This window comes from Kushneria phyllosphaerae (assembly GCF_900312995.1).
GTDB classification, from domain to species: Bacteria; Pseudomonadota; Gammaproteobacteria; order Pseudomonadales; family Halomonadaceae; genus Kushneria; species Kushneria phyllosphaerae.
The window spans coordinates 159496-172018 of record NZ_ONZI01000001.1; the positions used below are offsets into that span (position 1 = coordinate 159496).

A 12523-nucleotide genomic window follows, 5' to 3' on the forward strand; every position below is an offset into this window, starting at 1 on the left:
AAAAGACGATCACGTCACACCATCGGTGGTAGACAGATGTCTGACAAAAAGACAGCGCGCGACGCAGACCGGAATGCCGAAGAGAAGGAAGAAGCGCTGGAACGCGCCTCGAGCAGAAGCGAACAGGAGCAGATTGCCCAGCCCTATTCGCATGAGGAGCAGGCTGAAAGCAGCGAGGCCGAGGAACGCAGCCTCAGCACCAAACGTCTGTTCGTGCTAGGACTGGCTGCATTGGGCGTCTCCTACGGTGATATCGGCACAAGCCCTCTCTACGCCCTGCGCGAGTGTTTTCGCGGCTCAAGCAATCTGTTGCCCAGCGATGCCAACGTGATGGGCATTTTGTCGCTGATCTTCTGGGCGCTGATTCTGGTGGTCTCGACCAAATACATGCTGTTTGTCACGCGGGCCAACAATAACGGCGAGGGCGGCATGCTCGCGCTGGTTGCCCTGCTCAATCCGTGGCGCAAGAATGCCGGTCGGCATTCGAAATGGCTGCTTCAGCTCGGCGTATTCGGCACCGCACTCCTCTATGGCAGTTTCATGCTCACCCCGGCGATCTCGGTTTCCAGCGCGGTCGAGGGCCTGAACGTGGCCACTACCATCTTCGAGCCCTATGTGATCCCGATCACCATCGCGATTCTTGTCATGCTGTTTGCGATCCAGTCGCGCGGCACCGAGACGGTCGGGCGTTTCTTCGGCCCGGTGATGATCGTGTGGTTTGTGACCCTCGCGCTGCTTGGCGTCTACGGCATTGTCCAGGAGCCGAGCGTGCTCAAGGCGATCAATCCGCTGCGCGCGGTGGAATTTTTCACCCTTAACCGCTGGACGGGCTTTGTGGTGCTGGGGGCGGTCTTTCTGGTGGTGACCGGCGGCGAGGCGATGTATGCCGACATGGGGCATTTCGGCCGGCGCCCGATTCAGCTGGCCTGGTTCGGGCTCGTGCTGCCGGCGCTGCTGCTCAACTATTACGGCCAGGGCGCGATGCTGATCCATTCGCAGGGGCAGTCCGCCGCCCAGCCGTTTTATAACCTTGCCCCGGACTGGGCGCTTTATCCGCTGGTGGTACTGTCCACGGTGGCCACCGTGATCGCCTCGCAGGCGGTTATTTCAGGGGCCTTTTCGCTGACCCGCCAGGCCGTTCAGCTCGGCCAGCTGCCACCGATGCGGCTGTTTCAGACCTCATCCGAGGAGTACGGCCAGATCTATGTGCCCACGCTGAACTGGCTGCTCATGCTGGCGACCATTGGTCTTGTGCTGGGATTTCGCACCTCGACAAACCTGGCCTGGGCGTACGGCGTGGGCATCTCCTTTGCGATGACGATCACCACGATTCTCGCCTTTTTCATCATGCGTGAGCGCTGGAAGTGGTCAATGTGGGTGGCCGGGCCGATCACCGTAGCCTTCCTGATGGTCGACCTGCCGTTTTTCGGCGCCAATCTGCTCAAGGTGCCGCACGGCGGCTGGTTCCCGGTGCTGACCGCAGTGGTCATGTTCACGCTGATGGGTACCTGGCGACGCGGCGGCGAACTGCTGCGCAAACGGCTCGCCCACGATGAAAGGGAGCAGGATGAAGAACAGGACCCGCTCAAGGACTTTGTGGCCGAACTGGCCAAAAGCGACACGATTCGCGTCAAGGGCACTGCCATTTTCCTGACCAGCAGCGATGCCGGCACCCTGCCGATGCTCCAGCATCATCTGCAGCTCAATCATGTGCTGCATGAACGCGTGCTGCTGCTGACCGTGCGCACCGAGGATTCCCCCCGCATTCCGGCGGCCGAGCGGCTCGAGATCGAGAATCTCGGCCAGGAGGTCTATCGGGTCATCGTACGCTACGGCTTCATGCAGACCCCCAACGTGCCGGTGGCCGTGCGTTTCGCCGAACACTTCGGCATCGAGGTGGACATGGAGCAGGCCACCTTTTACGTCGGCCGGGCAACGATCATTCCCACCGACGAGGTGGAGGGCATGATGCTCTGGCGCGAGAAGCTCTTTGCCTTCATGTCGCGCAACGCCATTCAGCCCACGTCGTATTACAAGGTGCCGCCACAGCGGGTCATCGAGCTCGGCCTGCGCGTGGAGATCTGATCGGCGTTGCGCTTGTCAGTGGCCGCTCCTACCAGTGATAGCGCAGCGTGGTCAGGATGGATCGGCCATCGCCATGAAAGCCGCTATTGCTGACGTTGTCGACGTAGGTCAGGTAGTCCCGATCAAACAGGTTGGTCACGTTGACGGCCAGATCCACGTTGTCGGTGATGCCATAACGGGCCATGGCATCGACCAGCGTATAGGAAGCGGTTTTGTCACTGTTGGCATCGTCAATCCAGGTGTCGCCGACAAAGCGGGTGCCGAGCCCCAGGGTCAGGTCACCGCGGGCGCTGTCGCCGGGGATCGTGTAGTCGGCCCAGACCGAGGCGATGTTGCGCGGCACCAGCATCGGGCGATTGCCTTCGTTGCCAGTCAGGCCATCTTCCTTGATCTCGGGGTCCCAGTATGAATATGCCGCGGTCATGTTGAGTCGATCGTTGAGGGCCAGCTTGCCTTCCAGCTCAAGCCCCCGAACGTTGATTTCGCCCACCTGGCGATAGAGGTTCTGACTGACCTGTTTGATGACGTTTTCCTGCGTCAGATCAAAGGCTGCCAGCGTGATCAGCGCATTGGTGGCCGGGCGATACTTCAGGCCAACCTCGTACTGTTTGCCCTCCTGTGGCTCGGCGCTGCCCTCGATCAGGCTTCGCTGTGACGGTGGCTCAAACGATTCCGAATAGTTGGTGTAAAGCGACAGGTTCTCCAGCGCCTTCCAGGTCAGTCCGGCCCGTTTGGTAAAGGCGTTATCACTGAAGGCCTCATCAGCCGTGTCCGTTTTGATCTCATCAAAGCGACCGCCCAGCGTCACGATCCAGCGATCATTGAAGGTCAGCTCCTCCTGCAGATAGGTGCCACGCGCGATCTGCTTCTGATGAAAGTCAGGCTGTCGAGTCAGATCAACACACGAGGCACCGCAGTAAATCGGATTGTTGATGTCGATCCCACCGGCGCTGCCAAAGCGCGAGCGCTCGTCGACCTCGTCATGGTTATAGTCAAAACCTGCCAGCGTGCGGCTTTTGACGCCCTTGAAGACATGGTCATATTGAAGCTGGTTGTCGATGACGTACTGATCCCGCTCGCCGGCCACCACATAGGCGTCGCGTCCCTCGCGCGGGTCGGGCTGGCTTAGATAGACATGACGGTAATCCATGTCCAGATGGGTATAGCGGGCGTTCTGGCGAAAGGTCAGGCCGTTTTGAAAATCATGCTCGAACAGATAGCCGATGTTGCGCTCGAAGCGGTCCAGATCGTTGTAATCGGGCTCGCCAAGAAAGGTCTCCGGATCAATGTTCGACCCTATCGGGATAGCATGTGAGGTATTGCCGCGACGCTTGTTGTAGTCGGCAAGCAATGTCAGTGACGTTGCATCATTGGGCTTCCAGGTCAGGGCCGGGGCGAAATAGAAGCGATCATCCCGGGTTTCATCGGCGCTGAGCTCGGCGTCCTGCCATTTGGTCGTAATGCGATAGGTCCACTCGCCGGCCTGATCGATCGGGCCACCGAAATCGGCACCGGTTTCGGTGTGGTCATCGCCCAGCGTGGTGTAGACCTCGCCAAAATCGTAATCGAGCGGGCGTTTGGTGATCGCATTGACCATGCCCCCCGGCGCGTTGAGGCCAAAGAGCGTCGAGGTCGACCCCTTGAGGATATCGATGCGCTGCAGGCCGTAAGGCTCAAGCTTGCCGCCGGTAAAGTTGACCGTGCGGCGCGAAAGGCCATCGCGATAGGTACCGGCCGAGGTGCCGTCAAAACCGCGAATCATGAAGTAGTCATAGCGATCATCACTGCCATATTGATCCACCGCCACACCGGCCGTGTAGCCGATCGCCTGCTCAAGGCTCTGCACGTTGCGCGTGCGCATCTCTTCTTCGGTGACGGTCGAGACGCTATTGGAAAGATCGAGCACCTCGGTATCGGTTTTTGAGCCGGTCATGGTGCGACGCGCCACAATGGAGCTGTCCGGGCCGGCAGCGCTGTCGGGTATGGCAGCCGCCTCGACGGTCATGGTGTCCAGCGATGCTTCAGTATTCTGCTGTGCCTGAACCGGGGCGGCAGTGGCATACACGCCGGCGGCGGCCACGACAGCACCGAGCAGACGCCGCCGAGAACCGGCATCGAACACGGGCGATGATGTTTTCATGATGTCCCTTGCCGGTGCGTTTAACGCACCCGTTATTGGTATTAAAAAGCGAAGAGATTCTGAAAAGCCGCCCCGTTAAAGTCAACAATAATCATTCTCAAATAAGAAAATGTCGCTTATGTCCGCCATTGGCAGTATTGCAATGGCTTGACTCGACGCCTCAAAGCGTTGGAGCCTCAATCACAGAAGGCCTTTTAGATGAGGCCCCGAACAGGACAGTCCCATGTCACGACTTTTACTGCTGAGCAGTGCCATGGCCGGTGATAGCGGCTATCTGGTCTGGACCCGCCCCCTGATCAGGGATTTCCTGAACGCGCATTCCACGCCGGTCACACGCGTGCTGTTTATCCCCCACGCCGGGGTCAGCAAAGGCTTTGATACCTACCTGAATCATGTCCGCACAGCGCTTGATCTCGGCGATGTCACGCTGGAAAGCCTGCATGACAGCGACGACCCCGAATCGGCGATCCGCAGTGCCGAGGCGCTGATTGTCGGCGGTGGCAATACCTTCGCGCTGGTCAAAAGGCTTTACGATCTGAGCCTGATGGGCGTCATTCGCGAGCGTGTGTTGGAGGGCATGGCCTATATCGGCTGGAGCGCCGGTGCCAACCTCGCAGGCCCGACCCTGTGCACCACCAACGACATGCCGATTGTCGAGCCGCCGAGCTTTCAAACGCTGGACCTGGTGCCCTTTCAGATCAACCCGCACTTCATTGCCGGCAAGAGCGCCGGTCACCACGGCGAGAGCCGGGAAGAGCGCCTGACAGAGTATCTGGCGCTCAATTCGGGCATACAGGTAGTGGCCCTGCCGGAAGGCACGGCCCTGCGCCGGGAAGGCGAGCACTTCGAACTGCTCGGTAACCGGGACGCCTGGCTGTTGACCCATCAGGGCACCCGGACCATTCAGGCAGGACAGACCTGCGACGACCTGCGCGGATCGGAGGGCACAGGACGCGACCCCAAAACGCCGTGAACCCTGTGGCGATGCGCCCTGCAGGTGAGCTTATGCGCCCGGTTCACCTTCCCAATAGGAAGGCGCGTCATCGTGTCGGCCCAACAGCCGAACGCGAGGCTGATCGGGAGGCCCGCTACGCGCCATGAACTTGCCCGAGTCGGGATACTCGATGATATCGACCGCTGCCCTGCTGGAAATCACCAGATACTGAAGCGACTGATCGCCGGTATTGATCAACTGATGCGCGGTGTCCACGCCACCGGCGGGGGCACCCAGCACATCCCCTGCCGTGACCACATGGTGGTGCTGTCCAAGGCGATATTCGCCGTCCCCTTCCAGAATCACAAAAATCTCATCCTCTACGTGATGGTTATGAAAGGGGCAGCCCGATTTGCCCGGAGGCACTTCATTGTACGTAATCCCCAGGGCCTTCAAGCCAAGCAGCGCCCCCAAACCGGCTTCCGAGCCTTCGTAAACATCTCCCTGTTGCCAGGGATTTTTGACCAACCGTGACAGACTGATGACTGGTGTCATGACAGATACCCTCCCAAAGTGCAGTAGCCCGGTGTGCCCTGGCTTGCCTGATAGTCTTGCCCGAACGCCAGCAAGGTGCCATCGTCATGACAGGACCGAGCGCGCAAGGCGCCCGAGTAAAAATGACAGGAGCGTGCACGGTGTTTATTGCCATGAACCGTTTTCGGGTCAATCCCGAACGCGTTGAAGAGTTCGAAAAGCTCTGGCTGGAGCGTGAAACCCATCTGCAGGGGCTGCCCGGGTTTGTCGAGTTTCATATGTTGCGCGGCCCGCAGGAAGAGGATCACGTGCTGTACGCCTCCCACACGATCTGGCGCTCGCGCGAGGATTTCGATGCATGGACCCACTCCGAGGCCTTTCGCGCCGCGCATGCCAATGCCGGCCAGAGCCGTCGCGAAGGGCTCTATCTGGGGCCGCCGAAGTTTGAAGGCTTTGAGGTCATCCAGACCATCAGCGAGGCGAATCACGCCTGATGGCGTGATGGCCTGCCTGTCCACTGCGGAGCATTGTCATGAGTGATCACACCGATCGACGGCCACTGGCCGTGGTGACCGGTGCCAATACGGGACTGGGGTTTGAAACCGCCCGCGCCCTGATGCATCAGCACTACCGGGTCATCGTGGCCGCGCGTGATGAAACGAAGGGGCAGGCGGCTGTCGAGGCGCTGCGGGATGAGTCCCCCAAGGCCGACGTGTGCCTTGAACTGCTTGATCTCAACCGGCTGACGTCAGTGCGGGAATTTGCCGCCCGCGTGCAGGCACGCGAACCGTCGCTGGATCTTTTGATCAACAATGCCGGCGTCATGGCCCTGCCCCGACGCGAACTCACCGAGGAAGGTTTCGAGCGTCAGTTCGGCGTCAATTATCTGAGCCATTTTCTGCTGACCAGCCTTTTGCTGCCGCAGCTGATGCACGCGGCGGCCCCACGGGTAGTGCAGCTTTCAAGCCTTGCCCACCGGGGCGGGCACATCGACTTTGATGACCTGCAGGGCGCACGTGACTATGACCCGTGGCGGGCCTACCGCCAGTCAAAGCTGGCCATGCTGATGTTCAGCCAGACCCTGCAGCGCCACAGCAACCAGGAGCTTTGGGGGCTCGACAGTCTGGCGGCGCATCCGGGTTTATCACGCACGGCACTGTTCAATCACGGCGTGAAAAGCCGCCCGCTGGTGGGCACGCTGTTTCGGCTGGCCATGCCGCTTTTGAGCCAGAACGCCACCGAGGGCGCGCGCCCCACGATTCACGCCGCGACCGCCAGCGATATTCGTCCGGGCGATTACTTTGGCCCCGATGGCCCGGGGGAAACGCGCGGGGCGCCCAAACGCGCCCGGCTCTCCAGCACGGCACGCGACCAGGCTCAGGGCGAGCGCCTCTGGCAGGTCTCCTGTGAGCTGACCGGCGCCGAATGGTTCGCCGGGGATTGAGCTTTCGGGGCCGCACCCTCACGGGCTTTATCGGTTGTACTACAGGTTGTACTACAGGCTGTGCCGCAATTGCCCTGGACTCAGGGAGCGTTTTCCGAAGGTGGGGGGAATGCGTAGGATAGGGGCTTCCTTCGCTACGAGAGCGGCCATGCGTTATCCCCTGATCGTGATTGCAAGCCTTGTTGCCGGTCTGAGCCTTTCCTGTGCTCAGGCTTCCGAGACCACCCAGCGCGCCGTGGCGCAGCAAAAGGCACAGGTACTGGAACAGCGCGCCTCCAATGAGGGCGGCGTGCAGCCGCCACCGCCCAACGTTCGCCTGACCCGTGAAGGGGCGCGCGCGATCGACCCGCGCGGCCAGGCGCCGCTGGATGACGCCGTGACCTGCATGGCCCGTTCCATCTACTGGGAGGCCAAGGGCACCAATCAGCGGGAGATGGAGGCCGTGGCCAATGTGATCATGAATCGCCTCCACAGCGGTCGCTTTCCTGCCACCCTGTGCGGCGTAGTGCAGGAAGGCTCGGAAACCGGCAGCTGTCAGTTCTCCTGGTGGTGCGACGGCCGGCCGGACGAGGCCAATGAGCTGAAGGAGTACGCCGCCGCTCGCGAAATCGCCCGGCTCGCCCTTAACGGCAGCCTGTTGGATCGTACCCACGGGGCGCTGTTTTTCCATCACCGCGGCATGACGCCAAGCTGGGCATCAAGCTTTGTACTGACGGCGCAGACGCGCGAGTTCAGATTCTACCGACCGCCGAGCTGAGGACCTGCGCCGTGACTGGCGCCGATACGGCCAGCCGCTACGCTAAAAGACCCGACATTATTTCGGCATCAGGGCGGAGCGGCATCGATGGGCAAGAATCTTGTGGTGTGCTGTGATGGCACCAATCAGCAGTTCAGTCGCGTCAACACCAATGTGGTGCACCTGTTTCGCTTGATCAAACGTCACGGCGATCAGCAAAAGGCCTTCTATAGCCCGGGCGTCGGCACCTTTGCCGCGCCCTTTTTCGGCATTGATGTCGGGCGGGCGCTGGGACGCGCGCTGGGCACCGCCTTCGGTTACGGCATCCAGCAGAACATGGAAGATGCCTACCGCTTCCTGATGAACGAATACGAGCCTGGCGACCGCGTGTTCCTGTTCGGCTTCAGCCGTGGCGCTTTCACCGCGCGCTCGCTGGCATCGATGATCGACCGCTGCGGCATTCTTTATCCGCACCACGACAACATGGTGCAGGAAATCACCCGCCGGTATTTGCGAGGCGATGACGCCACCAGCCTGCGGACCTTTCGCGACACCTTTGCCCGTTCCTGCAAGCCCTGGCTGGTCGGTGTGTGGGATACCGTCGGCGCGCTGGGCTGTCTGATCTCAATGCGCAAGTTCCACAACCGACGCCTGAGCCCGGGCGTGCGCTTCGCCTATCACGCCCTGGCGCTGGACGAAAAGCGCCGACCCTTTTCGCCGACCCCGTGGGATGAAAGCAAGGCCCGGGACGGGCAACACATCGAGCAGCGCTGGTTTGCCGGCAGCCATGGTGATGTGGGCGGCATGTACCGTGAGCGCGGGCTCTCCGACATTACCCTGCGCTGGATGCTGGAGCGCGCGACCGAACACGGACTGCTGCTGGAACAGGACGATCTGTCCCGTATTCAAGGGGATCCGGCGGGCATGTTGCATCAGAAGGCATCAGGGCTGTGGCGGCTTTTGGGCACCAGAAGGCGTCACTATCCCTGCGATGCCCTCATTGATGAGAGCGTGCAAACACGTATCGAACAGGTCGAGGGCTATCAGCCGGCCGCCCGCCAACAGGCGCGTGAGTAGAACGCGCCCTGTTGCATCAGACGTCACGCATTAATGAGTGAATTTCCCCGGGTCACTGGTAACGGCCTGGGGCACCGCGCCTGATCCTGAACACCCTTTTGATGCGCCCCTGACAGCCATCCCATCCCTGGGCGTGCCAAAGGATTCATCAAACCCGCCTCAAGCTGAAGTTCCCCGTATCACACCGCCCATGAGCACTTCTGCCAGGTCAGTGACGGCCCCTGTGCGTCTACCGTTCGCAGCAACCCGGGCCTTGTCGATACGCGACGGCGCCTGTCGCTTTACGCATGACAACCTGCAATGAACGCCAGCCATTACAACAATTCATGACCACCCTCGGGAGCCTGATCTTTCATGCGTGTCATTGGCCGTCTGTTTACTCACATCGCCGAGCGTTATCTGCCGGATGCCTTTGTTTTCCTGTTTTTCCTCACGCTTGTGGTGCTGGGGCTCGGCATCGTGTGGGGCGACGGCCATGCGCCGCGCCAGGTGCTGGATTACTGGGGCAACGGTTTTTTCAGCATTTATGAATTCACCTGTCAGATCATTCTGGTACTGGTCAGTGGCTATGCCCTGGCCCATACCCGCGTGGTGCGCCGTGCCCTGATCGCCTTTACCCGTCTGCCGCGTACCGAGGTGCAGGTCATCATTGCCACCACACTGGTGGCAATGCTGTGCAGCTGGATTTCCTGGGGCTTCGGGCTGGTGGCCGGCGGGCTGGTGGCCCGAGAGATGGGCATTGTCCACCGCGGCCGGGTGCACTATCCGCTGGTCGTGGCAGCGGCCTATTCGGGCTTTATTGTCTGGCACGGCGGCTACGGCGGCTCGATCCCCACCGTGATTGCCAACCCGGGGCACTTTCTGGAAGCCGAGATGGGCATCATTCCGGTATCGCAGACGGTCTTTTCGATCGGCAATCTGGCTATTCTGGCGGCCATGGTGCTGGTGGTACCGGCCGTGCTGGTATCGATGCGCCCGCGCGGCAAAGAACCCCGGACCAGCCTGCCGGACAGCGAACAAAGTGATGATATGAACGCCATGCCAGAGCCCACTCGCTCACACATGACGCCGGCCCAGCGCCTTGAATACTCACGACTGATTCCGCTGACACTTGGCGTGATTGCGCTGCTCTGGCTGCTGGATCACTTTGTTACCGGTGGCGGGGTCAACATCAATACCGTCATCCTGGGCTTTTTCGCTCTGGGGCTTTTGTTTTCCCGCCACGCCCGCGAATACATCGCCTTTTGTACCGACGGGTCGCGCACGGCCTACGGCATCATCATGCAGTTTCCCTTCTACGCCGCCATGATGGGCGTGATCGGCGGCACCGGCATGGCCACCGATATTGGCAGTGCGCTGGTCTCGATTGCCAGCAGCGAAACGCTGCCGTTTTATTCGTTTTTAAGCGCCGGGCTCATCAACTTTTTTATCCCGGCCGGCGGCGGCCAGTGGATCATGCAGGGGCCGATCGTGATCGACGCCGCCCAGCAACTCAATGCCAACACGGCCAACGTGGCCATGGCAGTGGCCTGGGGCGATGCCTGGACCAACATGGTGCAGCCCTTCTGGACACTGCCCCTTCTGGCCATTGCCGGTCTGCAGATTCGCGACATCATGGGCTATACCTCGGTGGTCATGCTGGTGACCGGTGTCGTGCTGGGCATTGCCATGTTTCTGATCTGATCACAATACGCCTTGCCCGAGTGAACGACCGTGTCCATCTTTAGTCTCATTCAGAGGATCGGCGGACAGGGAGAGGGCATGCGGGCAGGGGCAGGAAGAAAGGGCGTCATCCTGATGACGTGGACAGTGCTGAGCCTGTCGGCCGGCCTCGCCATGGCCGAGAGCTCTCCGGCGCCTGTCGCGATCGATGAGGCGATGGCCGTTGAGATGGCCGCCGCCCTGGCAGCGGCGAATGATGCACCGATCGTTCGCACGGACAGCGGCCTACTGCGCGGCGAGCATGATCAGGGTTTTTCGGTCTATCGCGGCATCCCCTTTGCCGCACCTCCGGTAGGAGAGAACCGCTGGCGCCCGCCACAGCCCGTCAAACCCTGGCAGGGTGTCCGCGAAGCCACGCGATTTGGCCGCGACTGCATGCAAAAGCCAATGTCCAGCAGCGCCTCACCCGGTGATGAGCGCCCCGATGAGGACTGTCTCTATCTCAATGTCTGGCAACCCGATGGCGCGCGGCGCGACGCGTCGGACAGTGCGCGAGAGGACGCCACCGATGGACAGGCGGCCGCAACCGATGGCACCGGTCGTCCGGTGGTGGTCTGGCTCTATGGTGGCGCCTACGTCAACGGTGGCGCGTCCTCACCGGCCTATGACGGCCAGAGCTTTGCCCGTGATGGCGTGCTCTATGTCAGCCTGAACTATCGACTGGGGCGCTTTGGCTTTTTCTCTCATCCGGCGCTGGACGGCGAAGACGGCAATGATGCCCTGGAGGGCAACTATGCCGTCATGGACCAGATCCGGGCGCTTGAGTGGGTCAAACGCAATATTGACCGCTTCGGCGGCGACCCGAATCAGGTCACCCTGGTCGGCGAATCTGCCGGCGGCAACTCGATTCTCAACCTGATGGCAAGCCCCGCCACCGAGGGGCTCTTTCAGCGCGCCGTGGTGATGTCCGGAGGCGGCCGCGGGCTGCGCGCCGTGCGCCATGACCTGCATGACGACCACCCCGACAATCCATCGGCCGATAGCTTCGGCACCCGCTTTGCACAGCGTCACGGCATCGAGGGCAACGACGAGGCCGCGCGTGAGGCGCTGCGCGCGCTGCCGGCCGAAGCCGTGACCGGGGATCTCAACATGAGCATGATGTATACCCCCAACCGCGAGCGTGAAACCTATGCCGGTGGCCCGGTACGCGATGGCCAAATTCTGGTCGATGAGACCCAGAACCGCTTCAAAAAGCAGCAGCAGCGCAGAATACCGCTATTGATCGGCTCGACCAGCATGGATCTGGGGCGCGCGGATGCCGCCTCGAAAACCGAGCTTTTCGATACCTTTGGCGATAATGCCGATCGCATGCGCGCGCTCTATGACCCCAGCGGCAACGTCAATCTGAAAACGCTGGCCAAGGAGATCGGCCGCGACCGCACCATGACGGAGCCGGCACGCTTTATTGCCGATGAAATGTACGCCGCCGGCCAGCCGGTGTGGCGCTATCGTTTCTCGCATGTCGCCGCGCCGCGTCGTGCTGACTGGGCAGGTGCACCGCATGCCACCGACATTCCCTATCTCTTTGATCATCTTGATGAACTCTACGGCAGCTCGATCGACGACAGCGACCGCACCACGGCCACGGCCTTTCATGGCTACGTGATCAACTTCGCGCTGACCGGCGACCCCAACGGCGAGGGCCTGCCACAGTGGCCCCGACATGACCCGACGCAGGAGAAGCTGGTGGATTTCACTCAGGATGACGGGCCGCAGGTGATGCGCGACCCCTGGTGGGAGCGGCTGGACATGATCGAGGGCCGCTGGGTGGCCGCCCCCGATGCAGACCCCGAGCCGGATCATCAGGGCTGACAGGCCCGGTCTTCCGGCGTGGTCTATGCTGGGCGCATG

Annotated in this window: 10 protein-coding genes; 8 read left to right on the plus strand and 2 right to left on the minus strand. The window is 61.3% G+C overall.

Features of this window, described 5'->3' with window-relative positions; all coding sequences use genetic code 11:
* Positions 1–36 precede the first annotated feature (36 nt).
* A complete protein-coding gene (locus tag KSP9073_RS00670; protein WP_108841037.1) occupies positions 37–2085 on the plus strand; it encodes a potassium transporter Kup in 2049 nt (682 codons plus the stop codon).
* A 28-nt stretch (positions 2086–2113) separates the two neighbouring features.
* Here the strand turns inward: KSP9073_RS00670 and KSP9073_RS00675 are convergent, their stop codons facing one another.
* Positions 2114–4225, minus strand: coding sequence for a TonB-dependent siderophore receptor (locus tag KSP9073_RS00675; protein ID WP_108841038.1), 2112 nt, complete (start codon positions 4223–4225; stop codon positions 2114–2116).
* A gap of 223 nt (positions 4226–4448) precedes the next feature.
* On the opposite strand from KSP9073_RS00675, the gene pepE reads away from it, so the two are divergent.
* Positions 4449–5198, plus strand: a complete 750-nt coding sequence (pepE, locus tag KSP9073_RS00680; RefSeq protein WP_108841039.1) for a dipeptidase PepE — start codon at positions 4449–4451, stop codon at positions 5196–5198.
* A gap of 30 nt (positions 5199–5228) precedes the next feature.
* On the opposite strand, the gene KSP9073_RS00685 is transcribed toward pepE, so the two are convergent.
* Positions 5229–5714, minus strand: coding sequence for a cupin domain-containing protein (locus tag KSP9073_RS00685; RefSeq protein WP_108841040.1), 486 nt, complete (start codon positions 5712–5714; stop codon positions 5229–5231).
* A 140-nt stretch (positions 5715–5854) separates the two neighbouring features.
* Here KSP9073_RS00685 and hmuQ point away from each other — a divergent pair, with 140 nt between their 5' ends.
* From hmuQ to KSP9073_RS00715, 6 genes are all read left to right on the plus strand, one after another.
* A complete protein-coding gene (gene hmuQ, locus KSP9073_RS00690; RefSeq protein WP_108841041.1) occupies positions 5855–6187 on the plus strand; it encodes a heme-degrading protein HmuQ in 333 nt (110 codons plus the stop codon).
* A gap of 38 nt (positions 6188–6225) precedes the next feature.
* The gene (locus tag KSP9073_RS00695; protein WP_108841042.1) at positions 6226–7137 is read left to right on the plus strand and encodes an oxidoreductase; all 912 of its coding nucleotides are present in this window, start codon (positions 6226–6228) and stop codon (positions 7135–7137) included.
* Between the two features lie 148 nt (positions 7138–7285).
* The gene (locus KSP9073_RS00700) at positions 7286–7894 is read left to right on the plus strand and encodes a cell wall hydrolase (protein WP_108841043.1); all 609 of its coding nucleotides are present in this window, start codon (positions 7286–7288) and stop codon (positions 7892–7894) included.
* Positions 7895–7981: 87 nt separating this feature from the next.
* A complete protein-coding gene (locus tag KSP9073_RS00705) occupies positions 7982–8950 on the plus strand; it encodes a T6SS phospholipase effector Tle1-like catalytic domain-containing protein (protein WP_108841044.1) in 969 nt (322 codons plus the stop codon).
* Between the two features lie 354 nt (positions 8951–9304).
* Entirely contained in the window at positions 9305–10633 is a 1329-nt protein-coding gene (locus tag KSP9073_RS00710) for a short-chain fatty acid transporter (protein WP_108841045.1), read from the plus strand.
* Positions 10634–10747: 114 nt separating this feature from the next.
* Positions 10748–12484: a carboxylesterase/lipase family protein gene (locus KSP9073_RS00715; protein ID WP_165814115.1), complete on the plus strand. Its 1737-nt coding sequence runs from the start codon at positions 10748–10750 to the stop codon at positions 12482–12484.
* Positions 12485–12523: the final 39 nt, after the last annotated feature.

What these genes read in the sequence shown, in the direction of transcription:
- KSP9073_RS00670 (WP_108841037.1), top strand. Translation starts at nt 37, where the DNA reads ATGTCTGACAAAAAGACAGCGCGCGACGCAGACCGGAATGCCGAAGAG.
- KSP9073_RS00675 (WP_108841038.1), bottom strand. Translation starts at nt 4,225, where the DNA reads ATGAAAACATCATCGCCCGTGTTCGATGCCGGTTCTCGGCGGCGTCTG.
- pepE (WP_108841039.1), top strand. Translation starts at nt 4,449, where the DNA reads ATGTCACGACTTTTACTGCTGAGCAGTGCCATGGCCGGTGATAGCGGC.
- KSP9073_RS00685 (WP_108841040.1), bottom strand. Translation starts at nt 5,714, where the DNA reads ATGACACCAGTCATCAGTCTGTCACGGTTGGTCAAAAATCCCTGGCAA.
- KSP9073_RS00695 (WP_108841042.1), top strand. Translation starts at nt 6,226, where the DNA reads ATGAGTGATCACACCGATCGACGGCCACTGGCCGTGGTGACCGGTGCC.
- KSP9073_RS00700 (WP_108841043.1), top strand. Translation starts at nt 7,286, where the DNA reads ATGCGTTATCCCCTGATCGTGATTGCAAGCCTTGTTGCCGGTCTGAGC.
- KSP9073_RS00705 (WP_108841044.1), top strand. Translation starts at nt 7,982, where the DNA reads ATGGGCAAGAATCTTGTGGTGTGCTGTGATGGCACCAATCAGCAGTTC.
- KSP9073_RS00710 (WP_108841045.1), top strand. Translation starts at nt 9,305, where the DNA reads ATGCGTGTCATTGGCCGTCTGTTTACTCACATCGCCGAGCGTTATCTG.
- KSP9073_RS00715 (WP_165814115.1), top strand. Translation starts at nt 10,748, where the DNA reads ATGACGTGGACAGTGCTGAGCCTGTCGGCCGGCCTCGCCATGGCCGAG.